Raw genomic sequence first — 26583 nt, 5'->3', positions numbered from 1 at the left:
TTTGGAGTGCTATAGCATGCTCACATGCGGAACACGCCAAACCTGCTCTCTTGTATTGGCGCATTGAGTGCGGCACTGAGACCCAGTGCTAATACAGTACGGGTATCGGCTGGATCAATCACGCCGTCATCCCACAGACGCGCCGAGGCATAATAGGGATGGCCCTGATGTTCGTATTGCGCACGGATCGGGTCCTTGAAGGCAGCTTCTTCTTCCGCCGACCAGCTATCGCCCTTGGCTTCGATGCCGTCACGCTTGACTGTGGCCAGCACACTGGCGGCTTGTTCGCCACCCATGACCGAGATCCGTGCATTGGGCCACATCCACAGGAAGCGTGGCGAAAAGGCACGGCCGCACATGCCGTAGTTGCCAGCACCAAAGCTGCCACCGATAATCACGGTCAACTTGGGTACGGCAGCAGTGGAAACTGCCGTCACCATCTTGGCGCCGTTACGGGCAATGCCTTCGTTCTCGTATTTGCGACCGACCATGAAGCCGGTGATGTTTTGCAGGAAGATCAACGGGATCTTGCGTTGGCAGCACAGTTCAATGAAGTGCGCGCCTTTGAGCGCCGACTCAGAAAACAAAATGCCATTATTGGCAATGATGCCAACCGGCATGCCGTGCAGATGCGCAAAGCCGCACACCAATGTGGTGCCATAGCGGGCCTTGAATTCATCGAAGACGCTATCGTCGACGACGCGCGCAATCACCTCACGCACATCGAAGGGTTTGCGGGTGTCGCTAGGGATGATGCCGTACAGTTCGTGCGCCGGATAACGGGGTTCCTTGATGTCGCGCAGCAGCAGTTGCTGCGGCTTTTGGCGATTCAAATTGCCAACGATATCGCGCGCAATCGACAAGGCGTGCAGATCATTTTGCGCGAGATGATCGACCACGCCGGAGAGTCGCGTATGCACATCGCCACCGCCCAGATCTTCGGCGCTGACGACTTCGCCGGTCGCGGCTTTGACCAATGGCGGACCAGCCAGAAAGATGGTGCCTTGTTCCTTGACGATAATCGACTCGTCGCTCATCGCCGGAACATAGGCACCACCCGCCGTGCAGGAGCCCATGACCACGGCAATTTGGGGAATGCCCTTGGCAGATAGATTGGCCTGATTGAAAAAGATCCGGCCGAAATGATCGCGATCTGGAAATACCTCATCCTGATTCGGCAGATTGGCACCGCCGCTGTCGACCAGATAGATGCAGGGCAGGTGATTGAACTCGGCGATTTCCTGCGCCCGTAAATGCTTCTTGGCGGTCATCGGATAATAGGTGCCACCCTTGACGGTGGCATCGTTGCAGACGATCACGCATTCCTGTCCCGCGACCCGACCGATGCCGGTGATGATCCCGGCCGATGGGGCTGCATCCTTGTCATTTTCACGGTACATACCGTAGGCAGCCAACTGTGAAAATTCCAGAAACGGTGTCCCCGGATCCAGCAGCATCTGCACCCGGTCGCGCGGCAGCAACTTGCCACGGGCCAGATGTTTGGTGCGCGCCGCTTCACCGCCACCTTGTGCAATCACGGCAATTTTTTGGCGTAGATCATCGACGATGAGCTGCATCGCCGCGGTATTGTTCTGGAAATCTTCACTACGGGTATTCAGCTTGCTTTCAATGTGCGGCATGTCATCCTCACTCTTCCATTTTTAGTCGTCGGCCAGTTCCGGGAACACACCTTCGACGTAATACCAGCGCAACTGGCCTGTGGCATCCGCCTGACGTACGAAGCGACTCACCTCATGCAAGCGATGGGCGCGGCCGCTGACCTTGAAGCGCGCCACGAATTCAACAGTCGCTTCAGCACTGTCCTTGACGTGTTGATGCTTGCGCACCTCAAGGCCTATCCATTTGACGTCGTCTTCGCCTGTCAGGGGCTCATCGGGCAAGCTATCGGGAAACCAGGTGGCGCGCAGATAGGCTTCGTCACCGAGCGCGAAGGCGCTATAGCGCGAGCGCATCAATTGCTCTGCAGTCTCCGCTACCTGCGCACCCGACAGGAAGCGCCCGCAACAGGTCACCAGTTTGCCTTTGCCACACGGACATTCTGCGTTGCCACCCTTGGTAACTTTGTCAGCCTTGCCAGCCATCAGATTTTTCCATTCTTGAGGAAGCTCGCGAGCTGATCAAAACGATCAAAGCCCCAGAATTGCTCATCGTCCACAATCACAAACGGTGAACCGAATACCCCGCGCTGGAAGGCCGTATCGACGGCTTCTTTCAATCCATTCTTGATCGCCTCGTCGCCAATACCCGCTGCCAGCGCCTCTTGCGGCAGCCCCAGATCTACTGCAATACGCACCACGGTCTCCGCCTTGCTGATATCAATGTTCTCAGTGAAGTAAGCGCTGAAGAGGGTGTGAATCAGCGTGACTGCCTTGTCTGGAGCATGCTGTTGTGCCCACAGCACGGCGCGTGCCGCATGCTGGGTACCAATCGGGAACACGTCGGGAAATCTGAACAGGATATTGTGGAAGCGCGCCGTGCGTTTCATATCGTGCACGGAATAGTTGCCCTTCACAGGCAACGTGGTCAGAGGCGCGCCATTGGTCTGCTTGAAGATCGGGCCGAGCAGAATGGCGTGCCAGCGGATTTCGCGACCGGCTTGTGCTGCCACCTTTTCAATATGCAGTGACGCGAAGTAGCCGTAGGGTGAACCGAAGTCGAAGTAAAAGTCGATGGGAGAGCGCATGCGAATCCTTGTTCAAGACGTGACGTGGAGAGTAATTGGGCCTGCTGCCGTGGAGCAGGCCTTCTGTGGTGAGCCTCAGATCAGTTCAATGGCCATGGCGGTACCTTCGCCACCACCGATACACAGCGCCGCGACACCGCGCTTGCCACCGGTCTTTTTCAAGGCGCCGATCAACGTGACGAGGATACGGGCACCAGAAGCACCGATAGGATGCCCCAGCGCACACGCACCGCCATGGATATTGATTTTGTCGTGACCAATGCCGAGCTCGGCCATGGCAGCCATCGGTACGACGGCAAAGGCTTCGTTGATTTCAAACAGATCGACATCTGCAGTGCTCCAGCCGATCTTTTTGTACAGGTTCTGAATCGCACCGATAGGTGCGGTGGTGAACCAGTTCGGTTCCTGCGAATGGCGTGCATGGCCAACAATGCGTGCAATCGGTGTACTGCCCAGGCGCTTGGCAGTCGACTCACGCATCAGTACCAGCGCAGCGGCACCGTCGTTGATGGACGAAGACGAGGCAGCGGTGATGGTGCCGTCTTTTTTGAATGCGGGTTTGAGCGAGGGAATTTTGTCGAGTTTGGCTTTGCGTGGGCCTTCATCTGTATCGATGACAACATCACCTGTCCGTGAAGCGACTGTGATGGGTGCGATTTCCCACTGGAATCCACCATTGGCGGCAGCCTGCTGTGCGCGCTGGACCGAAGCGATGGCAAAGGCATCCTGTTCACCGCGGGTGAATTTGTATTTGGCGGCACAGTCTTCGCCGAAGGTGCCCATGGCGCGACCGCCCCCTTTTTCGTCACGGGTATACGCGTCTTCCAGACCATCGAGCATCATGTGATCAAACAGCATGCCGTGACCGATGCGATAACCGCCGCGCGCCTTCGGGATGAGATAGGGTGCGTTGGTCATCGACTCCATGCCACCGGTCACGACGACCTCATTGGTGCCCGTGAGGATGGAGTCGAATCCGAACATGGTGGCCTGCATCGCTGAGCCACACATCTTCGACAGTGTGACGGCACCAGCCGAGACAGGAATGCCGGCCTTGATGGCAGCCTGCCGTGCCGGTGCCTGACCTTGCCCCGCCATCAGGCAATTGCCGAACAGGACATCCTGCACTTCGGCTGCTGCAATGCCAGCACGTTCCAACGCAGCCTTGATCGCAGCCGCACCCAGATCGCTGGCGGTCAGTGCCGATAACTCGCCCTGAAAAGCGCCCATGGGGGTGCGTGCAGCGCCGACGATAACAATAGGGTCATTCACGGTAAGGTCCTGCATGTCTGTCTCCTCAATGTCTTGATAAAAAGTGGTGTACGGTTCTGATGTTGATAGAGGTACGGGTTCAGCCCATGGTCTCGGCAAACAGTTCGCGGCCGATCAGCATGCGTCGGATTTCACTGGTGCCGGCACCGATTTCATAGAGCTTGGCGTCGCGCCACAGGCGTCCAGTCGCATAGTCATTGATATAGCCGTTGCCTCCCAATGCCTGAATTGCTTCGCCGGCCATCCAGGTGGCTTTCTCGGCGGCATACAGAATCGCGCCGGCGGCATCCTTGCGCAAGGCGCGTGCAGCGTCTGGCGTGCTGGCACGATCGCAGGCCTGACCCACAGCATAGACATAGGCTTTGCACGCCATCATGGTCGAGTACATATCAGCCAGCTTGCCCTGCATCAGCTGGAACTCGCCGATAGCCTGACCAAACTGATGCCGTTCGTGGACATAGGGAACGACCACATCCATACAGGCTTGCATAATGCCCAGAGGCCCGCCGGAGAGTACGGCGCGTTCATAGTCAAGGCCGGACATCAGGACATTGACGCCGCGTCCGATGCCACCGAGCACGTTTTCTTCCGGCACTTCGCAATCCTGAAACACCAGCTCCCCGGTATGCGAACCACGCATGCCGAGCTTGTCGAGTTTTTGTGCGACCGAGAATCCCTTGAAATTCTTTTCCACTAGGAATGCCGTCATACCCCGCGGACCGGCGGCCAGATCGGTCTTGGCATAAACCACTAGTACATCGGCATCCGGACCATTGGTGATCCACATCTTGCTGCCATTGAGGACATAGCGGTCGCCTTTCTTCTCGGCCCGCAGCTTCATGCTGACGACGTCGGAACCGGCGCCGGGCTCTGACATGGCGAGCGCACCGATGAAGTCGCCCGAAATCAGTTTGGGCAGGTAACGATCCTTTTGTGCGGTGGTACCGTTGCGCTTGATCTGGTTTACGCACAGATTGGAGTGAGCGCCGTAGGACAGTCCGACCGAGGCCGAGGCGCGCGAGATTTCTTCGAGCGCGATGATGTGCGCCAGATAGCCCATGCCGGCACCGCCGTATTGCTCATCGGCTGTGATGCCGAGTACACCGAGTGCGCCCATTTTTTGCCACAGATCCATTGGGAACTGGTCGCTGCGGTCGATCTCGGCGGCGCGAGGCGCAATTTCTGCCTGCGCAAATTCAGCGACGGCAGCACGCAGAGCGGCGATGTCATCACCGTGATCGAAGGTCAAGCCTGGCAAGTGCAACATGGGTGTCTCCTTGATGGTTTTAGGTGTTTCTGATGATGGATCAGTGGCAGACGATTGTTCTTGATTGACAATGCGCGTCTTGATTAACGTTAACGTCAAATGATCGCTGGTTATCAGGCTGATTTAGGTAGGGCAGCTGCGCGTTTTCCGCTCGCTTTTGCTGGCGTCGTCTGCTTTAGCAGTTGCATGCATTCAGCTTCGTGAGCAGCAATTTCCGCCAGCGTGGTTTCCAGATCTTCGCGCTGCCGTTCGAGCTTTTCGCGATGCTGTGCCAGCACGCCGAGAAAGCGTTGCAATTGCGTCTCGGTGTCCTTGGGAGACTCGTACATATCAACCAGGCTCTTGATTTCCAGCAGCGTCAGACCCAATCGCTTGCCACGCAAGGTTAGCTTCAGGCGGGTTCTTTCGCGTGCCGGATAGATCCGGTTACGACCACCACTGCCTTCCCGCTTGGGACTGAGCAAGCCCTGGTCTTCGTAGAATCGGATCGTGCGCGGCGTGATATCGAACTCTTTCGCCAGCTCGGTAATGGTGTAAGTCGGCATGATGCTCCGTAGTGGCACTTTACGTTAACGTAAAGTATATTGTAGGCTGCTCTGGCGAAAATGAAAATGGTGATTTCACCAAACACATTTTTGTCAATTTGCCAATTTTCCTGCGACAGATGACCTATGAACCCTCTTGAAGCCCAGCTTGACTATACCTTCGGCGACCGCTTGCCTGAACTTGGTACCACCCTGGAAGTCGCGCCCGGCGTGTTGTGGTTGCGTATGGGTTTGCCCTTTGCGCTGGACCACATTAATCTGTGGCTGCTGGAAGACGAGATCGAGACCCCGAATGGTCGCGTTCATGGTTGGACCGCAATTGACTGTGGCATCGCCACCGATGCTACGCGCGCCAGCTGGGAGAACATCTTTGCCTCACAGTTGCGTGGCTTGCCGATTGTGCGCGTGCTGGTCACGCATTGTCATCCTGACCATGTGGGGCTGGCGGACTGGCTGTGTCGGCGCTGGTTGGCTCCGTGTTGGATGAGCGCTGGGGAATATGCCTTTGCGCGACTGATGTCGGCAGGCCTGCCTGGTGCTGATGGCAGCGCGGCAGGACCACACTTCCGTGCGCATGGTCTTACCGATGCGGCTCTGGTAACCAAGCTGCAGGGACGCAATCATTATTATCAGGATCTGGTGCCGAGCGTGCCACTGTCCTATATCCGTTTGCAGGATGGTCAGCGCGTCCGTATTGGTGTTGGTGAGCAGGTGCGTGAGTGGCGTGTGATTACCGGCTTTGGTCACTCACCGGAACATGTGTCCTTGTATGCCGAGCAGGATCAGATCCTGATCTCCGGTGACATGCTGTTGCCGCGCATTTCTACCAATGTGTCGGTATTTGCGATTGAGCCGCTGGCTAATCCGGTGCAGCAATACATGGAGTCATTACAAAAATATCTGGATGTTGGTGTGGCAGCAGGTGTCTTGATCCTGCCATCGCATGGCAAGCCATTCCGTGGTGCGCATACCCGCATTGCGCAATTGCTTGCGCATCATCGGGCGCGGCTGGAGGAGGTCTTGGCAGCCTGTGTTACTACGCAGTCGGCTGTCGATATTCTGCCTGTGATGTTCAAGCGGCCACTGGATACGCATCAGCTCAGCTTCGCGCTGGGTGAAGCCTTAGCGCATCTGCACAAGCTCTGGTTTGATGGTCTACTGGAACGACGTCTGGATGCCGACCAGGTGTACCGTTTCGTAGCACGCTGATACCGGTCCTATGAGTAAAAAGGCCTGCAATGATGTGCAGGCCTTTCGTCTTTTCGGGAGGCGAATCGTATTCGCCGCGCAGATCAACGTGCTCCAGCGCGCTGCTGCTCCCGCTCTTCCTTTTGCAGTTTGGTCTTGATGCGATTGCGTTTCAGCGGTGACAGGTACTCGACGAACACCTTGCCCTTGAGGTGATCCATTTCGTGCTGAATGCACACGGCCAGCAAGCCGTCGGCTTCCACTTCAAATGACTTGCCATCGGTATCCTGCGCGCGCACCTTCACTTGCGCCGGACGCTCCACGCCATCATAGATGCCAGGCACTGACAGGCAGCCTTCATCGTAGAGCTGCTTTTCTTCACTGGCCCAGAGGATCTCGGGGTTGATCAGCACACGCAATTCCTTGCCGCTGTCAGACACGTCAATTACCACGATCTGCTCATGCACATCCACCTGAGTAGCGGCCAGACCAACGCCGGGTGCTTCATACATGGTGTCAGCCATGTCAGCGACCAGCTGCTTGAGACGCTCGTCGAACACGGTCACGGGTTTGGCGACTTTGTGCAGACGCGGGTCAGGATAACGAAGAATATTCAGCAAGGCCATACGAGTTAATCGCCGCATCACGCGGCAGAACAGAGAGTTGTGATTGCAAGTAAAAGGGATTGTGGGCAGAATATAAAAGTTGTCATTATCGCAACATATTTTCTCGCTGGATTCAGGATTTCACCAATTTCCAGTCTTTCCCACCGCTTGTGCGTCGCCGACAGCACGAAGCAAATTCTAGCATGCCTACCCCAGCGCCGCAGGCTTTGCCCTGTGCGACATGCCTTCACATGAGGAGCCCGATATGGCCGTTTCCGAACAAGACAAGCAGCTCAACCCCTGGCTGCAGTTGTGCTTGCGCGATGGCGTCAGTATCTCCGGATTGCGTCGTTTGTTGACACAGTTTGAACATCCCTCGATGATCCTGCAGGCCAGTGCGCGGCGACTGGGCGAGATCGTCTCTGAGGCGCAGGTCAACGTGCTCACCGCGCCAGTCTCTGCGTCATTGCAGCAGCGTGTTGACAAGGCATTGGACTGGGCTGCTCTGCCCGGGCATCGCATCATGACCATCGGCGATCCGGATTATCCGCCGCTGTTGCGCCACATTGCTGATCCCCCGATCTTGCTATATCTGAAGGGATGCACCGAACTGCTCAGTACCGTCGGCGTAGCAGTCGTCGGTAGCCGCAATGCGACTGCACAAGGTCTGCTGCATGCAGAACGTTTTTCGCAGGCGATGAGTGAAGCCGGTGTCGTGGTGATCTCGGGTCTGGCGCTGGGCATTGATGCGGCCGCACATGAGGGCGCTCTGCGTGGGATTGGCGGTACAGTGGCCGTGCTTGGGACCGGGATCGACATCAGCTATCCACAACGCAACATCGCTCTGGCGCAGCGGCTGGCAGAGTCGGGCTCGGGCTGTATTGTGAGCGAGTATCCGTTGGGGATGCCGCCACTGGCGGCTAACTTTCCACGTCGCAATCGCATCATTTCCGGGTTGGCAAGGGCCGTGCTGGTGGTCGAGGCAGCAGCACGGTCCGGGTCGTTGATCACTGCCAGGATGGCCGCTGAGCAAGGGCGTGATGTACTCGCCATTCCCGGCTCGATCCATGCGCCTTTATCCAAGGGATGTCATTTACTGATCAAGCAAGGGGCCAAGCTGGCCGAGTCGATTGATGACATTCTCAGTGAGCTTGGTCAGCTGCCTTTACCGAACAATGCGTTAGCGAAGCCACATGATCCATCATTGCTACCCGGCATCGATGAACCCTTGCTGAACTTCATCGGTTTCGATCCAATTGATGTTGATAGTCTCAGTGCGCGCAGTGCAATGGATGCGGCCAATCTACATGCACGTTTGTTGATGCTGGAGTTGGAGGGCTTGGTGGAGGCCCTGCCCGGAGGACGTTATCGACGTCTCCAGTAATGTTGTCATTCGCGACACGATGTCAAGCTTGAAACCCTTATAGATAAAGGTGTTGGCAAGATCGCTATGATTCAAGAGTAACCAGACAGCAACACCGTAAGATCTTGAGCGCGAATCCCAAAATCCTGCCATACTCATCTCGCAGACTTGTGTTGTCTCAACCTTCGCGATAGAGTAGAGCCATGTTTGACGTCCTTGTTTATCTGTACGAAACCTACTATCGCCCCGACGCCTGCCCTGAACCAGCAGCCTTGGTCAAGAAGCTGTCCGCGATCGGTTTTGAAGAAGAAGAAATCTCCAAGGCACTTGGTTGGCTGACCGATCTGGAAGAAGCCAATCACGAATTCGCCGTCCAATATCCCCAACAGACCGCTTTCTCTTTTGGCATTCGTGTGTATGCGCAGCAAGAGATGGATGTGCTGGGTACGGAAGCTGTTGGCTTCATCCAGTTTCTCGAGTCGGCCAAGATGCTCAATGCCATCCAGCGTGAGATCGTGATTGAACGTGCGCTTGCCGTTGGCGAAGCACCAGTCTCACTCGAGAAGGTCAAAGTCATCGTTCTGATGGTGTTGTGGAGTCAGGGAAAAGAACCGGATGGCTTGATGTTCGACGAGTTGTTTCTCGACGAAGACGAGACCGAACCGCGTCTCCTGCACTGAAGTTACTGTCCCGGGCCGTCTGTCGGTAGCCACAGGCAAGCCATTGCGCTTGCCGTTTGCGCCGCAACGCGCTTATCATTCCCCCCGCAATCGCCGAATATTGGCTAGTATATAAAAAGCGTATTGCCAAGATGCAATGCGAATGTCGAATCGGATGTCACAATTTTGTGCTGGTAAGCATTGAAAAAGTTGCAATCGACTGAGCGTTCGACTTCTTTTCGCCTCCTCTATTGAGATCATATTTATGAGCAAGACCCTCATCATTGCCGAGAAGCCCTCTGTCGCGAATGACATCGCGAAGACCCTCGGCGGCTTTACCAAGCACGATGAGTATTTCGAATCCGATGAATACGTCCTGTCCTCCGCCGTCGGTCACCTGCTGGAAATCGCGGTGCCTGAGGAGTACGACGTCAAACGCGGCAAGTGGACCTTTACGCACTTGCCCATGATTCCGCCGCATTTCGCGCTGAACCCGATCGCCAAGACTGAATCACGCCTGAAAGCATTGTCCCGACTGATCAAGCGCAAGGATGTCACCGGCTTGATCAACGCCTGCGACGCGGGCCGCGAAGGTGAACTGATTTTCCGTCTGATTGCGCAATACACCAAAGCCAAGCAGCCGGTACAACGGCTCTGGCTGCAGTCGATGACGCCAAACGCAATTCGCGAAGGCTTCGCCAATCTGCGTCGTGACGAAGACATGTTACCGCTGGCCGACGCCGCCCGTTGCCGCAGTGAAGCTGACTGGCTGATCGGCATCAACGGTACCCGTGCGATGACGGCGTTCAACTCCAAGGAAGGCGGTTTTTACCTGACGACGGTTGGTCGTGTGCAGACACCGACCTTGTCGATCGTGGTTGAGCGCGAAGAAAAGATCAAAAAATTCGTACCCCGGGATTACTGGGAAGTGCGCGCCGAGTTTGTCTGCGCTGCTGGTATCTACGAAGGGCGCTGGCTGGACAAGCAGCACAAGAAGGACGAAGCTGATCCCGAAAAACGGCCTGAGCGCCTGTGGAGCAAGGCTGCTGCTGAATCCATCGTGGCTGCCTGCCGCGGCAAGATCGGCAACGTTACGGAAGAATCCAAACCGACCACACAAATGGCACCAGGTCTGTTTGATCTGACGAGCCTGCAGCGCGAAGCGAACTCCCGCTTTGGTTTTTCGGCCAAGAACACGCTCGGCCTGGCGCAAGCCCTGTACGAAAAGCACAAAGTACTGACCTACCCGCGTACCGACTCGCGCCATCTGCCAGAAGATTATCTGCAGACCGTCAAGCAGACGCTGGAAGCCGTGTCCGAAAACAATAACTACCAGCAATTTGCAGCGCAAATTCTGAACAAGGGTTGGGTCAAACCGAACAAGCGCATTTTTGACAACACCAAGATCAGCGATCACTTTGCGATCATTCCGACCACCCAGGTACCGAAGAATCTGTCAGAGCCAGAGCAAAAGCTGTACGACCTGGTGACCCGTCGTTTCATGGCGGTATTCTTCCCGGCGGCCGAATTCCAGGTCACCACGCGTTACACCGAAGTCTCCGGTCATCAGTTCAAGACCGAAGGCAAGGTCATGACCAATCCGGGCTGGCTGGCGATCTACGGCAAGGACGTGGTCGATGAGAAGGATGAAAACAGCGGCACGCTGGTGGCCGTTGCCAAGGATGAAAAGGTCAAGACCGACAAGGTCACCGCCAATGGTCTGGTGACCAAGCCGCCTGCACGCTACACCGAAGCGACGCTGCTGTCAGCCATGGAAGGCGCCGGCAAACTGATCGATTCGGACGAGCTGCGCGAGGCGATGGCTGGCAAGGGGCTGGGCACACCGGCCACGCGTGCTGCCATCATCGAGGGCTTGCTCAACGAAAAGTATCTGTTACGCGAAGGCCGCGAAATGATGCCGACTGCCAAGGCCTTCCAGCTGATGACCTTGCTGCATGGTCTGGGTGTGGACGAGCTGACCGAACCGGAACTGACCGGTGAATGGGAGCAGAAACTGGCGCAGATGGAGCGTGGCAAGATCAGCCGCGACGAGTTCATGCGCGAGATTGCCCAGATGACCCAGATTATCGTCAAGCGCGCCAAGGAATACGATAACGACACGATTCCTGGCGACTACGCGACTCTGGCAACGCCTTGCCCGAATTGCGGCGGCGTGGTGAAGGAAAACTATCGTCGGTTTGCCTGCACCAAGTGCGAATTCTCGATGAGCAAGGTACCCGGTGGCCGTCAGTTTGAAATTCCTGAAGTTGAGGAATTGCTGGCCAATCGCACCATTGGTCCGTTGCAGGGCTTCCGTTCCAAGATGGGCCGACCGTTCGCCGCGATTTTGAAGATTTCGCGTGATAACGAAATCAACAACTTCAAGCTGGAGTTTGATTTCGGTCAGAACGACGGTGAAGGCGAAGGCGGTGAAGCCGTTGATTTTAGCGAACAGACACCGCTCGGCCCTTGCCCTAAATGTGCAAGTGGCGTGTATGAAATGGGACTTGCCTACGTCTGTGAAAAGACGGTTGCCAAGCCCAAGGCATGCGATTTCCGTAGCGGTCGCATCATCCTGCAGCAGGAAATTTTGCCCGAGCAGATGGCCAAGTTGTTGAACGAAGGGAAGACTGATCTGTTGCCGGGATTTATTTCCCAGCGTACGCGTCGTCCGTTCAAGGCCTTCCTGACACGTGCCAAGGATGGCAAGATCAGCTTCGAGTTCGAGGAGCGTAAAGCCAAGGCGCCGGCCAAGGGCAAGGCTGCGGCGCAAGCTGACGGCGACGACGAAGCCGCTGCGCCAGCACCGAAGAAAGCGGCTGCCAAGGCGGCACCGAAAACTGCTGCCAAGGCGGCCGCAAAGACGGCCACAAAGAAGCCTGCAGTGCGCAAGGCTGCGCCCAAGAAGGTCGCCAGCGCCTGAGTCTGCATTAACCTGAGCTAGTGGTACCAAGCAAAAGCCCTCGTCACTTATCCAGTGACGAGGGCTTTTTGTTGTCCCGTTTGACTCAATCCTGATAGCTGATCGTCAGTGGCGCATGGTCGGAAAAACGCTGTTCCTTGTAGATCGCTGCCGTTGTTGCCTTGCCCGCGATGCCAGCGGTGGCGACGTGATAATCGATACGCCATCCCACATTGTTGGCCCAGGCCTGACCACGGTTGCTCCACCAGGTGTAAGCATCGCCGGTGGTGTGCGGATGTAGCACACGATAGACGTCAACCAGGCCAAGCTGATCGAAGAGTTGCGTCATCCACGCCCGTTCCTCTGGCAGGAAACCGGAGTTTTTCTGATTGCTCTTCCAGTTCTTGAGATCGATTTCCTTGTGTGCAATATTCCAGTCGCCACAGATCACAATCTCGCGTCCGCTGGCCACCAGTGATTGCAGGTGGGGCAAGAACACCTCCATGAAGCGGAATTTAGCCTGCTGGCGCTCTTCGCTGGAAGAGCCTGACGGGCAGTACACGGAGATCACGGTCAGGTCACCAAAGTCGCATTCCACGTAACGACCTTCATCATCGAATTCAGGCGTTCCAAAGCCGATACGTACGGCGTTCGGCGTGCGCTTGCTGTACAGGCCAACGCCTGAGTAGCCCTTCTTCTGAGCATAGTGGAAATGCCCGACATAACCTGCCGGCGCCAGAAACTCGGGACTCATGTCAGCTTCCTGTGCCTTCAGTTCCTGGACGCAGATAAAGTCTGCAGATTCCTTGGCAAGCCACTCGAAAAAACCTTTCTTGGCGGCGGAGCGGACACCGTTGAGGTTGGCGGAAACAATTTTTGGCATGGGGAAACTCATGAAAAAGTCAGGCGCGTAGCATACCTGATTCATTTAAAATACGTGTCCCAGGGCCTCTGCTACTGCTTTCCATGCATCGCAGAACTTGCCGCACAGACAATTTTCCAGGAATGCATTTTGAGCAATTTACGACAAGAATTCATTGAGTTCGCCGTTTCGGCCGGCGTGTTGCGCTTCGGCGAGTTCATCACCAAGGCGGGCCGTACCTCGCCTTACTTCTTCAATGCGGGTTTGTTCAATGAAGGCGCCATGCTGGGCAAAGTTGCGCAATTCTATGCACAGACGCTGCAGCAATCCGGTCTCGAATATGACATGCTATTTGGCCCTGCCTACAAGGGCATCACACTGGCTTCCGCAACTGCTGTGGCGCTTGCAGGGCACGGCCGCAACGTGCCGTTTGCGTACAACCGCAAGGAAGCCAAGGATCACGGCGAAGGCGGCACGATTGTCGGCGCCAAGCTGCAAGGCCGCGTAGTGATCATTGATGATGTGATTTCGGCCGGTACCTCGGTGCGTGAATCGGTCGACATGATCCGCGCGGCAGGTGCAACGCCCTGTGCGGTCCTGATTGCGCTGGACCGCATGGAGCGATCTGGCAAGGACGATGCGCTGTCGGCACACTCGGCGGTGCAGGAAGTCTCGCAAGCCTATGGCATGCCGGTGATCTCGATTGCCAACCTCAATGATTTGCTGGAGTATCTGACCTGTGCAGGAGCCGGTGATCAACTGGCGCAATACAAGGATGCTGTGGCTGCTTATCGGACCCGCTACGGCATCTGAAGTTGGGCCGCCAAAGCAAAAGCTCCTCGCCATGACGGTGAGGAGCTTTTTTATTGAATGGTTCTGGCTTCAGAACGGGACATCGCCCTCGACCGTGGTGCGATACAGCGTACGGCGCAGATGCAGCGGTGTAATCGCGGCATAGTGAATAGTGCTGCGGTTATCCCAGAACACGATGTCGTGGGCGCGCCATTTGTGGGTATAGACGTTTTCGGGGCGAATGCTGTGCTCATGCAGAAATTTCAGCAGCGCATCGCTTTCGTCGCGTGGCAGGCCGATGATGTGGGAGGTAAAACCCTCGCTCACGAACAGCGCCTTGCGCCCGCTTTCAGGATGCGTGCGAATCACCGGATGTTCAACTTCCGGCACTTCATCGATCTGCTGCTGGGTCAGGTCAACGCGCCATGGTGACAACTTCTGCAGGCGTTTGTAGCGGTACACATAGGAGTGCACAGCACGTCGGCCTTCGAGTGTCTTTTTGACATCCGCCGGCAGCGATTCGTAGGCGTTGAACATGTTGGCATACAACGTGTCACCCTGTTCGGCCGGCAGCTCTTGCGAGTGCAGTAGCGAACCCAGACTGGGTGTGGGCATGTACGACAGATCGGAATGCCAGTCGGCACCAGCATCGACCAGGCCGATCGGCTTGCCGTTCTCCAGCACATTGGAAACGATCAGAATCTCCGGATGATTCTGTAGGTGAAAGCGATTCAGAACATGTACCTGCAACGGGCCAAAACGGCGGCTGAACGCCACATGTTGCTCGGGGGTGATACGTTGATCGCGAAACACCACCACGCCGTGCTTGACCAGCGCTGCCCGGATCTCGGCAATGCGGGTATCGGAGACGGGCAGATTCAGATCAAGGCCATTGATTTCGGCACCGAGCGGCCCTTCAAAGGCACGAATGCCGAACGCGTCTTGTGATGTGACGGAGAAAGCAGGAGAAATATCAGGGGAGGCAGTGGCGCGGGACATGATGATTGTGAGTGCAGTGAGGACGCTGAATGAGGACGCTCAGTACGGCCGCAAAGCGACCATTACACCTGCGGCCATTCAAGGCGACAAGGAATAAAATCATTTATCCATATGCGGTTTTCGCTGCATCAAACGTCTGACGCCAATAAAAAGCCGCTCTGCAGTCGAATTGCACAGCGGCTCTTTAACACCCGCAGGAGCACTCTGAGGACTACATCAGGCGCTCAGTTTCTTGCGCAGCAACTCGGTCAGCTGCGCCGGATTTGCCTTGCCCTTGGTCGCTTTCATGGCTTGCCCGATCAGCGCGTTGATGGCTTGCTCCTTGCCGGAACGGAACTCGGCGACCGACTTTTCATTGGCAGCCAGTACCTGATCGACGATTGCTTCGAGCGCACCACTGTCGGAAATCTGCTTCAGACCCTTGGCGTCGATGATGTCATCGGCCAGCGATGGCTTGTCTGATTTGGCTTCCCACATGGCTGCAAAGACTTCCTTGGCGATCTTGTTGGAGATCGTGCCGTCGGAAATGCGCTTGAGTAGCAAGGCCAGTTGCACAGCGCTGACAGGTGCGGCGCTGATATCGGTATCTTCACGGTTGAGGGTGGACGCAACGTCACCCATGAGCCAGTTGGCAGCAGGTTTAGCCTGCTCCTTGCCAGCCGCAGTGACTACGGCTTCGAAATAGCTCGCCATGGACTTCGATTGGGTCAGTACCGCCGCATCATATTCCGGCAGCGCAAAGTCACGTACAAAGCGTTCACGCATGGCACCGGGCAGTTCTGGCATCGTGGCGCGCACGCGCTCGATCCATTCTTGTGCAATGACCAGCGGCGGCAGGTCGGGGTCCGGGAAGTAGCGGTAATCCTGCGCATCTTCCTTGCTGCGCATGGAGCGGGTTTCCTTCTTGTCGGGATCGTACAGGCGGGTTTCCTGGACCACCTTGCCACCGTCTTCGATCAGTTCGATCTGACGTCGCACTTCATAGTTGATGGCCTCTTCCATGAAGCGGAACGAGTTCAGATTCTTGATTTCGCAGCGGGTACCGAATTCTGCCTGTCCCACCGGACGCACCGAGACGTTGGCGTCGCAGCGGAACGAACCTTCCTGCATGTTGCCGTCGCAGATGCCCAGCCACATCACCAGCGAGTGCAAGGCCTTGGCATAGGCGACCGCTTCCGTGGCGCTGCGCATGTCGGGCTCGGTGACGATTTCCAGCAAGGGTGTACCCGCCCGGTTGAGGTCGATGCCGGTCATACCCTGATAGTCTTCATGCAGCGATTTACCGGCATCTTCTTCCAGATGCGCGCGCGTTAGCTGGATGGTTTTGAGCTCGGTTTTGCCATCCTTTTCCAGCGCGAAGGAAATCCGGCCACCTTGCACCACCGGAATTTCAAACTGGCTGATCTGATAGCCCTTGGGCAGGTCAGGATAAAAGTAATTCTTGCGCGCAAAAATCGAGCGCGGCGAAATCGTGGCACCAATTGCGAGCCCGAACTGAATCGCACGCTCGACGGCGCCCTTGTTGGGTACGGGCAAGACGCCAGGCAGTGCCAGATCAACCGGGCTGGCCTGGGTGTTGGGAGCGGCACCGAACTGGGTCGATGCGCCACTGAAAATCTTGGATTGGGTCGAGAGCTGCGTATGCGTTTCCAGACCGATGACTACTTCCCACTGCATGATGACCTCTTCAAATCTTTATCTGTGCTGTTGCGTCAGGACGTTGGCGGCGTTTCCAGCTCAGGCTGGAGCGCGCACATGCCAATCGGTGGCTTGCTGATACTGGTGAGCGACGTTGAGCAGGCGCGCCTCCTCAAAATAGTTGCCGATGATCTGCAGGCCGACTGGTCGGCGGCTGTTCTTTTCGCCTTGACCAAAACCACAGGGAATCGACATGCCGGGCAGGCCTGCCAGACTGGTGGACAGTGTGAAAATGTCGGCCAGATAGTTGGCCACCGGATCATCGGTTTTGTCGCCCAGATCCCATGCCACGGTCGGCGATACCGGTCCCATGATGACATCGCATTGGCGTTCCGGCCCGGTCAGTGCGCGCTGGAAGTCTTGCGCGATCAGGCGACGAATCTTTTGTGCCTGCAGGTAGTAGGCATCGTAGTAGCCGTGCGAGAGCACATAAGAACCGACCAGAATGCGGCGTTTGACTTCTTCGCCAAAACCTTCTGCACGGGACTTCTTGTACATGTCCGCCAGATCCTTGTAATCAGCGGCACGATGGCCATAACGCACACCATCAAAGCGCGACAGATTCGAGGATGCTTCTGCCGGTGCGATCACGTAATACACCGGGATCGACAGCTCGGTCTTGGGCAGCGAGATATCGACCAGCGTGGCACCCAGCTTTTCGAATTCGCGTAGTGCGGCGCGTACCGCTTGCTCCACATCGGCGGCCAATCCGGCGCCGAAGAATTCGTGCGGCACACCAATACGCAGGCCTTGCAGGCTGTCGCCCAGCGAGCGGGTAAAGTCTTCCTGTGGGCGCTCGAGGCTGGTGGCGTCACGGGCATCGAAACCGGACATGGCGTTGAGTAGCAGGCCGCAGTCTTCGGCGGTCTTGGCAATCGGACCACCCTGATCCAGCGAGGAGGCATAAGCGATCATGCCGAAACGCGACACGCTGCCATAGGTTGGCTTGATACCCGTTACGCCGCACAGCGAGGCTGGTTGACGGATTGAGCCACCGGTATCGGTTGCCGTTGCCGCAGGCGCCAGACGGGCGGCAATTGCCGCGGCCGAGCCACCGGAGGAGCCGCCTGGTACGGCAGTTTTATCCCAAGGATTTTTGACCGCGCCAAAGAAGGAATTTTCGTTGGCCGAACCCATTGCAAATTCGTCGCAGTTGAGTTTGCCCAGCGTGACAGTACCGGCATGGTTGAAGCGTTCCACCACGGTAGCATCAAACGGGCTGGTGTAATTTTCCAGCATCTTCGAACCGGCAGTGGTGCGCCAGTCACGGGTCGCAAACAGGTCCTTGTGTGCAATCGGGATACCGGTCAGTGCGGTGATATCGCCGCTGCTCAAACGCTGATCTGCGCGTGCTGCCTGTGCCAGTGTCAGGCTGCGGTCCACATGCAGGAAGGCATTGAGGTCGCTTTGTTCGATACGGTCAAGGAACAGGGTCGCCAGTTCAGTGGCGGAAATTTTCTTGGCCTGCAACAGCGTCGAAAGCTCTTTGATGGTCTTGGTATGCATGGAAAATCGATCGTTTTTCAGTTGCTTCAGTTTCTGAGAAGAACGGCTGGCAGGGCATGGTTAACTGATTGCCAGGCCGCGTCTGTCCGGGTTAGATGCCTATTCGATCACCTTGGGCACCAGATACAGGCCATCCTGCGTCGCTGGTGCCGGCTGCTGATAGGCCTCGCGCTGATTGGTTTCGGTCACCACATCGTCACGCAGGCGCAGCGCCAGATCGGTCTGTAGCGCAGCAATTGGATGGCTCAGTGGCTCGATACCGGTCGTATCGACCGCGCTCATTTGTTCCACCAGAGAAAAAATGTCGTTCAGTTTGGTCAGGGTTTGCTGCGCCTGTGACTCCGTTAATTCCAGGCGGGACAGGTTGGCAATGCGTTTAACGTCGGAAAGGGCTAGCGTCATGATGGGAAGAGTGCGCCTGCTGCGCAAAAACGAGTATGTTGAAAAATCGCGTCGTTCTCACAGACATTCTCATAGTAAAACGTCGAAGAATTGTCGGGAAAAACGCAGAAGTATCTGGTATCGGGCCAGAATGATTGGCAATTCAGCCTGCTGGTTTCTCTCAAATTATAAGGTAGAATGTCGGACTAATGCCTCGCTGGCGCCGATTATGTGTCGCCGCAGTCATAAAAGACACCCCCCCTTGCAAAATGTAAAGCGCGCGGCTATGGCGCATCAGGACAATTCATGTTTGGATTTTTACGTAGTTATTTTTCTAACGACCTCGCAATCGACCTTGGAACGGCAAATACTCTGATTTATGTACGCGGCCAAGGCATCGTGCTGGATGAGCCCTCGGTCGTGGCAATCCGCCAACAAGGCGGTCCTAATGGCAAAAAGACGATTCAGGCAGTCGGCAAGGAAGCCAAGCAGATGCTGGGCAAGGTGCCGGGAAATATCGAGGCGATTCGCCCGATGAAGGATGGCGTGATCGCCGACTTCACAGTCACCGAGCAGATGCTCAAGCAGTTTATCCGCATGGTGCACGACTCCAAGCTGTTCCGTCCTTCCCCACGTATCATCATCTGCGTTCCTTGCGGTTCGACCCAGGTTGAGCGTCGCGCCATTCGTGAATCGGCATTGGGTGCCGGTGCCTCCCAGGTGTATCTGATCGAAGAACCGATGGCAGCTGCCATCGGCTCAGGCCTGCCGGTCTCGGATGCAACAGGCTCGATGGTTGTCGATATCGGTGGTGGTACGACCGAAGTTGGCATCATTTCGCTGGGCGGCATGGTCTACAAGGGTTCGGTTCGCGTCGGCGGCGACAAGTTTGACGAAGCCATCGTCAACTACATCCGCCGCAACTACGGCATGCTGATCGGTGAACAGACCGCTGAAGCCATCAAGAAGGAAATCGGTTCCGCTTTCCCAGGTTCCGAAGTCAAGGAAATGGAAGTCAAGGGTCGTAACCTGTCCGAAGGTATTCCACGCTCGTTCACCATCTCCAGCAACGAAATTCTGGAAGCACTGACCGATCCGCTGAACAACATCGTTTCTGCCGTCAAGAATGCGCTGGAGCAGACGCCTCCTGAGCTGGGTGCCGATATTGCCGAAAAGGGCATGATGCTGACCGGTGGCGGTGCCTTGCTGCGTGATCTGGATCGTCTGCTGATGGAAGAAACCGGTCTGCCAGTGATCGTTGCTGAAGATCCGCTGACCTGCGTGGTTCGTGGTTCGGGTATGGCACTGGATCGCATGGACAAGCTCGGATCGATTTTCTCCAACGAGTAATTCAACGCACGGGTAGCGGGAGTCGGATCAAGCTTGCAGAATTGAAATACGCCTATGACAGCGCATACAGAAACAAAGTCGGTGTCGCGAGTGTGTGATCCATCGGATGGCTCTGTTTCGTCTTCATGGCACGGCTTGCCTTTAGGCAACCAGTACTCCTGCCCGATGTGGTTTTTTCAGCCCGCCTTGTGCGGGCTGTTGCGATTTTCTGCCCTGCAGAGTTCGTTGCGGGCTTAAGCACACATGGATATTCCACCACTTTTCAAGCAGGGCGCTTCAGCCCGTGTGCGTGCCGGTTTTTTTGCCCTGATTGCCGTCGTTATGCTGGTGGTTGATTCTCGCATGCACGCGCTGACCATCGTGCGTCAGGCAGTGGGGACGGTGCTGTATCCGTTTCAGGTGGTGGCGTTGATGCCGCGTGATGCGGCGTATAAGGTGGGTGATTACTTCACTTCGCTGAATACGGTGCAAAGCCAGAATGACGCCTTGCGCCGACAACAAGTCCTGAATGCACAATTGCTGCAGCAGGAGCGTCAGGTCTCTGCTGAGAACAATCAGTTGCGTAACCTGCTGAATATGCAGCAACGGGTTCCCAGCAAGTCGCTGGTGGGCGAAATTCTGTACGATGCGCGCGACCCCTTCACGCGCAAGATCATCCTCAATCGTGGCTCGCAACAAGGCGTGACAGCGGGCCAGCCGGTGATTGATGATATTGGTATTGTGGGGCAGGTCACGCGGGTGTTCCCGTTTACTTCTGAAGTCACTCTGTTGACGGACAAGGATCAGGCTATCCCGGTGCAGGTATTGCGCAATGGCTTGCGTAGCGTTGCCTATGGCCGCGGTCAGTCAGGTGTGCTGGATTTGCGCTTCATGGCATCCAATGCCGACATCCGCAAGGGTGATGCGCTGGTGACTTCGGGCATTGACGGCGTGTATCCAGCCGGTCTATCGGTGGCTACCGTGGTACAAGTCGAGACCAAGTCAACCGATGCCTTCGCCCACATTGTTTGTATGCCGTCGGCGGGAATTGACCGTCATCGCCAATTACTGATCCTGCTGGTCGACCAATCTCAGACACAGCGTCCGGACGCTGATGTGCCTTCCGACAAGGATGACAAACTGCTCAAACGTCGCCTGCGCGAGAGTACCAAGGAGCAGGCAGATGACCGTAGTAAATCGCCGCCGGCCGAGGAGCGCAAGGGCGCAGCCTCGGTGACCCAGGCGGCCGTGCCTGTAGCGGCGGCACCAGCGCCAGCTACTCCTGTCGCCCGCGCTGCTTCTGCGCCTGTTGCGGCAGCCCAACCAGCCAAGAGCACCAAATGAACGACCCGCATTACATCCTGCTGCCGGCAAACCGGCTGTTCATTTTCTTCAGTCTCGTGGTGGCCTTTCTGCTGAACCTGCTACCTTGGGGGCAAGCCGTCGGCGTGCCAGACTTTGTCGCATTGGTGTTGGTATTCTGGGCGATCCATCAGCCCCGCATGATTGGTATCAGCATCGCTTTCCTGATGGGCGTATTGATGGATGTCAATCAAGCGACATTGCTAGGCGAGAATGCGCTTGCCTATACCCTGCTGTCGTATTTCTCGATCATGATCCACCGCCGTGTACTCTGGTTTCCGGTGGGCACCCAGGCGCTGCATATTCTGCCGCTGCTATTGTTCACGCAAGTCGTGCAATTGCTGGTGCGTCTGATCGTCAGTGGTAAATTCCCGCACTGGTATTACTTCAGCGAGAGTTTTGTCAGTGCCTTGTTGTGGCCACTGGTGACATGGTTGCTGCTGGCACCCCAGCGGCGCGCTATAAATCGCGACGAAAATCGTCCGATCTGATGGGCCTGTTGGCATGACCGAGTTCAAAAATACCGAGAATGAACTGAGGCTGTTCCGGCTGCGCCTGTTCGTGGTGGCCATCGTCGTACTGGTGTGTTTTGGTTTGCTGGTAGCGCGTTTTGTCTGGCTGCAGATCGTGCGCTATGAAGCCTATGCTGCGCAGGCCGAGGAAAACCGTATCTCGGTAGTGCCAATTACGCCCAATCGTGGCCTGATCATGGACCGCAATGGCGTCGTTCTGGCGCGTAACTACTCTGCTTATACGCTTGAAATTACGCCGTCCAAGATTGTTGGCAGTCTAGATGATCTGGTTGATCAGCTCAGTACGCTGGTAGAGATTCAACCCAAGGATCGTCGTCGTTTCCGCAAATTGCTCGAAGAATCAAAGAACTTTGAGAGTGTCCCTATTCGTACCCGTCTGACCGACGAGGAAGTTGCCAAATTCACTGCCCAGCGCTATCGCTTTCCTGGTGTTGATATTCAGGCCCGACTGTTCCGTCAGTATCCGTTTGGCAAGAGCGCCGCGCACGTCATCGGTTACATCGGCCGGATCAGTCAACGCGATGCTGACCGCATTGCCGACTCCGATGACGAGGCCAATTACAACGGTACTGACTACATCGGCAAGGAAGGTCTGGAAAAGAGCTACGAGACCCAGCTGCACGGGACGACCGGCTATGAAGAAGTTGAAATTTCTGCCGGTGGTCGCGCCGTGCGTACGCTTTCACGCACACCCGCGAGCCCTGGTCACAATCTGATTCTGTCGATTGATATTGAATTGCAGAAGGTAATTGAAGAGGCCTTCGGCGACCGCAAGGGGGCACTGGTGGCAATCGATCCGGCTACCGGCGATATCCTGGCCTATGTGTCTCAGCCGTCATTCGATCCCAATGTTTTCGTTGAAGGAATTGACCAGCAAACCTGGGATGAGCTCAACAACTCGCCTGACCGGCCGTTGGTGAATCGTCCGCTATCGGGGACTTATCCGCCAGGGTCCACCTATAAGCCCTACATGGCGCTGGCGGCTCTGGAACTGGGTAAGCGACGGCCTACCGATACCATCCGCGACCCTGGTTATTTCTGGCTGGGCAATCACAAGTTCCGGGACGACAAGGAAGGTGGCCACGGCGTGGTGGATATGTATAAATCCATCGTTGAATCGTGCGACACCTACTACTATATGCTGGCCAATGACTTGGGCGTGGATGCGATTCATGACTTCATGAAGCCGTTCGGTTTTGGTCAGATTACCGGTATTGATCTGGAGCACGAGCGTAAGGGCTTGTTGCCCTCAACTACCTGGAAACGCAATGCCTACCGTCGGCCAGAGCAGCGCAAGTGGTATGCCGGTGAAACGATTTCGCTAGGCATCGGGCAGGGTTACAATTCCTTTACCCCGATTCAGATGGCGCATGCCGTAGCGACCTTGGCTAACGACGGCGTGGTCATGAAGCCGCATCTGGTCAAAATGATTGAAGATGGCGTCACCCATGAGCGCACTGTCACCGTGCCCAAGGAAAGTTATCGGATTCCGTTGAAGCAGGAAAATATCGACATCGTCAAGCAAGCCATGGTTGGCGTGAACAAGGAAGGTACTGGTTCGCGCGTGTTTGCCGGTGCGCAATATACGTCCGCGGGCAAGACCGGTACTGCACAGGTGGTATCGATCAAAAAGAACGAGAAATACGACGCCAAGCATCTGGCGACGCATCTGCTGGACAACGCCTTGTACACCGCATTTGCACCGGCCGAGAAACCACGTATCGCGATTGCTGTGATCGTCGAGAATGGTGGCTGGGGCGCCGAAGCGGCTGCACCGCTGGCACGCAAGGCACTCGACTATTATTTGCTGGGTAAGCGTCCTGGTGACAGCAACAAGACAGACCCCAAGGCCGGCGACAAGTCGGGTACCAACGCTGATGACACATCGAATGTGGCGCCCGCAGTGGATGCCAACGGTCGTCCATTGAAAGATTGACATCATGAGCCTGCAGCGACCACCTCTGTGGCAAATCATCAAACCGCATCTGGCCGTATTTGACGCCAGCCTGTCGCTGATCATCTTTCTGATTGTGGCGGTAGGTATCGTTACGCTGTACTCGGCCGGCATCAATTTCCCGGGCCGGGTGGAAGACCAGTTGCGTAATATCCTGATTGCTTTCGTGGTGCTCTGGATTGCTGCCAATCTCTCGCCCCAGACCTTGTTGCGTTTTGCCGTGCCGATTTATACCATCGGTGTCACCTTGCTCATTGCGGTGGCACTGTTTGGTATCGTCAAGAAAGGATCGCGACGCTGGCTCAACATTGGCGTGGTGGTGCAGCCCTCGGAAGTGATGAAAATCGCCATGCCGTTGATGCTGGCCTGGTATTTCCAGAAGCGCGAAAGCGTGATGCGCTGGCATGTCTTTGTCGTGGCGACGCTGCTGCTGGCGGTGCCGGTTGGTCTGATCATTCGCCAGCCAGACCTGGGTACCGGCTTGCTGGTGCTGGCGGCGGGTTTTTTTGTGATCTTCTTCGCCGGGTTGTCATGGAAGGTGCTGACGGCCCTGTTCGTTGCCGGTGCGGCCAGCCTGCCGGTGATCTGGTCGGTTATGCATGACTATCAGCGACAGCGGGTGATGATGCTCATTGACCCAACCTCTGACCCGTTGGGCAAGGGCTTTCACATCATTCAATCGACGATTGCCATTGGCTCGGGCGGTATCACCGGCAAGGGCTGGTTGATGGGTACTCAGACCCACCTTGAATTCATTCCGGAACGGACCACTGACTTTATCTTTTCGGTCTACTCAGAAGAGTTTGGATTGATCGGCAATCTCATTCTGGTGGCACTGTATCTGTTGCTGATCGCCCGCAGCATGATGATTACGGCAAATGCACCGACCTTGTTCACCCGGTTGTTGGGTGGTTCGATCACGATGATGTTCTTTACTTACGCATTCGTGAACATGGGCATGGTCAGCGGCATTATCCCGGTGGTTGGTGTACCGCTGCCGTTCATGAGTTACGGTGGCACGGCATTGGTCACACTGGGGCTGGCAGCTGGCATTCTGATGAGTATTCAACGTCACCGCAAACTGGTGCAAACCTGATTTTGTTCGGGGCGCGGCAGACTCTGGTATCTTTGCGCATCATCGACGACCGCACACCAACCATGCCTTTTGGAAATGTTCCCATGCGAGCACACCTTGATGTCTTCCCGCGCCTGCTGCGCGGCCTGTCCGTCCTGATTCCGCTGGCATTGGCAGCCTGCAGCAGTGCGCCGCCGCGCACTGACACGGTTGCACCTGCCACCGCCGTGCGCTCAACCCCTTCCAAGCCTTTGCCCGCATTACCGCCAGCCGGTTCTGGCCGGGGCGGCTATTACAAGGATGATGGCCCCGGTGACAATCCGCCAGATGGCTTGCTCAATACGCCGGATGCTGATCCAAAGATTGAGCCCTATTTGAAGTCGGCCAGTCGTCCCTACGTTGTCTTTGGCAAGACCTACGTACCGATCGTCGATGATCGCCCGTACAAAGAGCGTGGCATCGGCAGCTGGTATGGCAAGAAATTCCATGGCGCCAAGACCTCGTCCGGCGAGCTCTATGACATGTACAAGATGACGGCAGCGCATCCGACCTTGCCGATTCCCTCGTATGCCCGCGTGACTAATCTGAAGACTGGTGCGCAAGTGATTGTGCGGATTAACGACCGTGGTCCCTTCCACACCACCCGCATCATTGATTTGTCGTACACCGCTGCACTAAAACTTGGTTATCTGTCTTCTGGCAGCAGTGAGCTTGAAGTCGAGCGTTTGTTGCCCGATGAAATTCGGCGCATGGCAGAAAACAAGCGTAACGGCATTTCCAGCACCGTTGTCGCTGGTGCCACCGGCATGCCTGCAACATCGGGCGCAGCTGATCCTGCAGTATCAGTCGGTGCGGTCGCTCCACCGGGACAGCTTGCCCAGGCAGAAATGCCAGCACTGGCGCAGCCGCAAGCGATCACCACTGGCAGTAATGTGAGTGCCGCCAGCGCGGCGGCAACATCCAGTGTCGCCACTGCCACGGGCACCACCGCGGCGGCCGTTGCACCGGGCATTTATCTGCAACTCGGTGCCTTTAGTCAGGAAGCCAACGCGCGTGCTGCGCGCGACAAGCTCATGGCTAGTCTTAACGGTGCTGTAGCCAGTCTCGATACCGTCGTGGTCAATGGCATGTACCGCGTTGTCGCCGGTCCCTATGCCAGTCGCCCCGTGGCGCAAAGCACGGCGCAGCTGATTCGTCAGCGCATTGATGTAACACCATTCATTATTGAACGCTAAACAGGGACGCGATTTCATGCCACCTTATTTGTTACTGGGTATCGCGATTGTAGCCGAGGTCATTGCGACGTCGGCGCTACGCGCTGCCGATGGTTTTACCCGACTTTGGCCATCGGTGCTGGTTGTGGTCGGCTATGCGATTGCTTTTATTTTTCTCTCGCTGACCCTCAAATCGATACCGGTCGGCATTGCCTACGCGGTTTGGTCCGGTCTAGGCATCGTGTTGATTTCGCTGGTGGCGTATCTGGTCTATGGGCAGACACTGGATGCGCCCGCCCTGATCGGCATGGGTCTGATCCTGGCGGGTGTGCTGGTTCTCAATCTGTTTTCAAAGTCATCCGTACATTGAGAT

24 protein-coding genes are annotated in these 26583 nt (G+C 56.3%); 12 read left to right on the top strand and 12 right to left on the bottom strand.

Annotated features, from left to right (window positions below):
• Positions 1-20 precede the first annotated feature (20 nt).
• From FHW66_RS14100 to FHW66_RS14075, 6 genes are all read right to left on the bottom strand, one after another.
• Entirely contained in the window at positions 21-1640 is a 1620-nt protein-coding gene (locus FHW66_RS14100) for a carboxyl transferase domain-containing protein (RefSeq protein WP_183380450.1), read from the bottom strand.
• Positions 1641-1661: 21 nt separating this feature from the next.
• A complete protein-coding gene (locus FHW66_RS14095; protein ID WP_183380449.1) occupies positions 1662-2102 on the bottom strand; it encodes a YchJ family protein in 441 nt (146 codons plus the stop codon).
• On the bottom strand, positions 2102-2704 hold the full coding sequence (locus tag FHW66_RS14090) for a 2-hydroxychromene-2-carboxylate isomerase (RefSeq protein ID WP_183380448.1): 603 nt from the start codon (positions 2702-2704) through the stop codon (positions 2102-2104). The genes FHW66_RS14095 and FHW66_RS14090 overlap by 1 nt, the downstream gene beginning before the upstream one ends.
• A gap of 75 nt (positions 2705-2779) precedes the next feature.
• Positions 2780-3991: an acetyl-CoA C-acyltransferase gene (locus tag FHW66_RS14085; protein WP_183380447.1), complete on the bottom strand. Its 1212-nt coding sequence runs from the start codon at positions 3989-3991 to the stop codon at positions 2780-2782.
• 64 nt (positions 3992-4055) lie between these two features.
• Positions 4056-5243, bottom strand: a complete 1188-nt coding sequence (locus FHW66_RS14080; protein WP_183380446.1) for an isovaleryl-CoA dehydrogenase — start codon at positions 5241-5243, stop codon at positions 4056-4058.
• 113 nt (positions 5244-5356) lie between these two features.
• Complete coding sequence (locus FHW66_RS14075; protein WP_183380445.1) at positions 5357-5788, bottom strand: MerR family DNA-binding transcriptional regulator; 432 nt, start codon at positions 5786-5788, stop codon at positions 5357-5359.
• A 126-nt stretch (positions 5789-5914) separates the two neighbouring features.
• On the opposite strand from FHW66_RS14075, the gene FHW66_RS14070 reads away from it, so the two are divergent.
• Positions 5915-6997: an MBL fold metallo-hydrolase gene (locus FHW66_RS14070; RefSeq protein WP_183380444.1), complete on the top strand. Its 1083-nt coding sequence runs from the start codon at positions 5915-5917 to the stop codon at positions 6995-6997.
• A gap of 83 nt (positions 6998-7080) precedes the next feature.
• Here FHW66_RS14070 and def read toward each other — a convergent pair whose 3' ends face one another.
• On the bottom strand, positions 7081-7602 hold the full coding sequence (gene def / locus FHW66_RS14065; protein WP_221197005.1) for a peptide deformylase: 522 nt from the start codon (positions 7600-7602) through the stop codon (positions 7081-7083).
• Between the two features lie 244 nt (positions 7603-7846).
• On the opposite strand from def, the gene dprA reads away from it, so the two are divergent.
• From dprA to FHW66_RS14050, 3 genes are all read left to right on the top strand, one after another.
• Positions 7847-8965, top strand: a complete 1119-nt coding sequence (gene dprA, locus FHW66_RS14060) for a DNA-processing protein DprA (RefSeq protein ID WP_183380442.1) — start codon at positions 7847-7849, stop codon at positions 8963-8965.
• A gap of 182 nt (positions 8966-9147) precedes the next feature.
• Entirely contained in the window at positions 9148-9624 is a 477-nt protein-coding gene (locus FHW66_RS14055) for a DUF494 family protein (protein ID WP_183380441.1), read from the top strand.
• Positions 9625-9868: 244 nt separating this feature from the next.
• A complete protein-coding gene (locus tag FHW66_RS14050; protein WP_183380440.1) occupies positions 9869-12526 on the top strand; it encodes a DNA topoisomerase III in 2658 nt (885 codons plus the stop codon).
• An 85-nt stretch (positions 12527-12611) separates the two neighbouring features.
• On the opposite strand, the gene FHW66_RS14045 is transcribed toward FHW66_RS14050, so the two are convergent.
• Positions 12612-13388 carry an exodeoxyribonuclease III gene (locus FHW66_RS14045; RefSeq protein WP_183380439.1) on the bottom strand — a complete coding sequence of 259 codons (777 nt, stop codon included), beginning with the start codon at positions 13386-13388 and terminating at the stop codon, positions 12612-12614.
• 129 nt (positions 13389-13517) lie between these two features.
• Between FHW66_RS14045 and pyrE the strand changes: the two genes are divergently transcribed.
• Positions 13518-14180 (top strand): orotate phosphoribosyltransferase, encoded by a 663-nt coding sequence (gene pyrE / locus FHW66_RS14040; protein ID WP_183380438.1) that lies wholly within the window; start codon positions 13518-13520, stop codon positions 14178-14180.
• A gap of 69 nt (positions 14181-14249) precedes the next feature.
• On the opposite strand, the gene FHW66_RS14035 is transcribed toward pyrE, so the two are convergent.
• The 4 genes from FHW66_RS14035 to gatC all read right to left on the bottom strand — a co-directional run bounded on the left by FHW66_RS14035 (position 14250) and on the right by gatC (position 18764).
• On the bottom strand, positions 14250-15158 hold the full coding sequence (locus tag FHW66_RS14035; RefSeq protein WP_183380437.1) for a TauD/TfdA family dioxygenase: 909 nt from the start codon (positions 15156-15158) through the stop codon (positions 14250-14252).
• A 216-nt stretch (positions 15159-15374) separates the two neighbouring features.
• Positions 15375-16835, bottom strand: a complete 1461-nt coding sequence (gene gatB, locus FHW66_RS14030) for an Asp-tRNA(Asn)/Glu-tRNA(Gln) amidotransferase subunit GatB (RefSeq protein WP_183380436.1) — start codon at positions 16833-16835, stop codon at positions 15375-15377.
• 60 nt (positions 16836-16895) lie between these two features.
• Positions 16896-18362, bottom strand: coding sequence for an Asp-tRNA(Asn)/Glu-tRNA(Gln) amidotransferase subunit GatA (gatA, locus tag FHW66_RS14025; RefSeq protein ID WP_183380435.1), 1467 nt, complete (start codon positions 18360-18362; stop codon positions 16896-16898).
• 99 nt (positions 18363-18461) lie between these two features.
• Entirely contained in the window at positions 18462-18764 is a 303-nt protein-coding gene (gene gatC, locus FHW66_RS14020) for an Asp-tRNA(Asn)/Glu-tRNA(Gln) amidotransferase subunit GatC (RefSeq protein ID WP_183380434.1), read from the bottom strand.
• Between the two features lie 285 nt (positions 18765-19049).
• On the opposite strand from gatC, the gene FHW66_RS14015 reads away from it, so the two are divergent.
• From FHW66_RS14015 to FHW66_RS13985, 7 genes are all read left to right on the top strand, one after another.
• Entirely contained in the window at positions 19050-20093 is a 1044-nt protein-coding gene (locus FHW66_RS14015) for a rod shape-determining protein (RefSeq protein ID WP_007881173.1), read from the top strand.
• A gap of 243 nt (positions 20094-20336) precedes the next feature.
• Positions 20337-21416, top strand: a complete 1080-nt coding sequence (gene mreC, locus FHW66_RS14010; protein WP_183380433.1) for a rod shape-determining protein MreC — start codon at positions 20337-20339, stop codon at positions 21414-21416.
• Positions 21413-21925 (top strand): rod shape-determining protein MreD, encoded by a 513-nt coding sequence (gene mreD / locus FHW66_RS14005; protein WP_183380432.1) that lies wholly within the window; start codon positions 21413-21415, stop codon positions 21923-21925. Before mreC ends, mreD begins: the two co-directional genes overlap by 4 nt.
• A 13-nt stretch (positions 21926-21938) precedes the next feature.
• Entirely contained in the window at positions 21939-23903 is a 1965-nt protein-coding gene (gene mrdA / locus FHW66_RS14000) for a penicillin-binding protein 2 (protein WP_255458972.1), read from the top strand.
• A 4-nt stretch (positions 23904-23907) separates the two neighbouring features.
• The gene (gene rodA, locus FHW66_RS13995; protein WP_183380431.1) at positions 23908-25017 is read left to right on the top strand and encodes a rod shape-determining protein RodA; all 1110 of its coding nucleotides are present in this window, start codon (positions 23908-23910) and stop codon (positions 25015-25017) included.
• Between the two features lie 83 nt (positions 25018-25100).
• Positions 25101-26231, top strand: coding sequence for a septal ring lytic transglycosylase RlpA family protein (locus FHW66_RS13990; protein ID WP_183380430.1), 1131 nt, complete (start codon positions 25101-25103; stop codon positions 26229-26231).
• Positions 26221-26580 (top strand): SMR family transporter, encoded by a 360-nt coding sequence (locus FHW66_RS13985; protein ID WP_255458971.1) that lies wholly within the window; start codon positions 26221-26223, stop codon positions 26578-26580. The genes FHW66_RS13990 and FHW66_RS13985 overlap by 11 nt, the downstream gene beginning before the upstream one ends.
• The last annotated feature ends 3 nt before the right edge of the window (positions 26581-26583 follow it).

Origin of the sequence: Herbaspirillum sp. Sphag64, assembly GCF_014192645.1 — a bacterium.
GTDB lineage: Bacteria > Pseudomonadota > Gammaproteobacteria > Burkholderiales > Burkholderiaceae_D > Herbaspirillum.
The sequence above is the reverse complement of the archived record's forward strand: the minus strand, read 5'-3'. Positions and strand labels throughout refer to the sequence as shown.

Coding starts and splice junctions, on each gene's coding strand:
- dprA (WP_183380442.1), top strand. CDS start 7,847: ATGGCCGTTTCCGAACAAGACAAGCAGCTCAACCCCTGGCTGCAGTTG.
- FHW66_RS14095 (WP_183380449.1), bottom strand. CDS start 2,102: ATGGCTGGCAAGGCTGACAAAGTTACCAAGGGTGGCAACGCAGAATGT.
- FHW66_RS14045 (WP_183380439.1), bottom strand. CDS start 13,388: ATGCCAAAAATTGTTTCCGCCAACCTCAACGGTGTCCGCTCCGCCGCC.
- FHW66_RS14050 (WP_183380440.1), top strand. CDS start 9,869: ATGAGCAAGACCCTCATCATTGCCGAGAAGCCCTCTGTCGCGAATGAC.
- mrdA (WP_255458972.1), top strand. CDS start 21,939: ATGACCGAGTTCAAAAATACCGAGAATGAACTGAGGCTGTTCCGGCTG.
- rodA (WP_183380431.1), top strand. CDS start 23,908: ATGAGCCTGCAGCGACCACCTCTGTGGCAAATCATCAAACCGCATCTG.
- FHW66_RS13990 (WP_183380430.1), top strand. CDS start 25,101: ATGCGAGCACACCTTGATGTCTTCCCGCGCCTGCTGCGCGGCCTGTCC.
- gatA (WP_183380435.1), bottom strand. CDS start 18,362: ATGCATACCAAGACCATCAAAGAGCTTTCGACGCTGTTGCAGGCCAAG.
- FHW66_RS14035 (WP_183380437.1), bottom strand. CDS start 15,158: ATGTCCCGCGCCACTGCCTCCCCTGATATTTCTCCTGCTTTCTCCGTC.
- FHW66_RS14070 (WP_183380444.1), top strand. CDS start 5,915: ATGAACCCTCTTGAAGCCCAGCTTGACTATACCTTCGGCGACCGCTTG.
- FHW66_RS14080 (WP_183380446.1), bottom strand. CDS start 5,243: ATGTTGCACTTGCCAGGCTTGACCTTCGATCACGGTGATGACATCGCC.
- FHW66_RS14055 (WP_183380441.1), top strand. CDS start 9,148: ATGTTTGACGTCCTTGTTTATCTGTACGAAACCTACTATCGCCCCGAC.
- gatB (WP_183380436.1), bottom strand. CDS start 16,835: ATGCAGTGGGAAGTAGTCATCGGTCTGGAAACGCATACGCAGCTCTCG.
- def (WP_221197005.1), bottom strand. CDS start 7,602: ATGGCCTTGCTGAATATTCTTCGTTATCCTGACCCGCGTCTGCACAAA.
- gatC (WP_183380434.1), bottom strand. CDS start 18,764: ATGACGCTAGCCCTTTCCGACGTTAAACGCATTGCCAACCTGTCCCGC.
- FHW66_RS14100 (WP_183380450.1), bottom strand. CDS start 1,640: ATGCCGCACATTGAAAGCAAGCTGAATACCCGTAGTGAAGATTTCCAG.
- FHW66_RS14075 (WP_183380445.1), bottom strand. CDS start 5,788: ATGCCGACTTACACCATTACCGAGCTGGCGAAAGAGTTCGATATCACG.
- FHW66_RS14015 (WP_007881173.1), top strand. CDS start 19,050: ATGTTTGGATTTTTACGTAGTTATTTTTCTAACGACCTCGCAATCGAC.
- FHW66_RS14085 (WP_183380447.1), bottom strand. CDS start 3,991: ATGCAGGACCTTACCGTGAATGACCCTATTGTTATCGTCGGCGCTGCA.
- FHW66_RS14090 (WP_183380448.1), bottom strand. CDS start 2,704: ATGCGCTCTCCCATCGACTTTTACTTCGACTTCGGTTCACCCTACGGC.
- mreC (WP_183380433.1), top strand. CDS start 20,337: ATGGATATTCCACCACTTTTCAAGCAGGGCGCTTCAGCCCGTGTGCGT.
- mreD (WP_183380432.1), top strand. CDS start 21,413: ATGAACGACCCGCATTACATCCTGCTGCCGGCAAACCGGCTGTTCATT.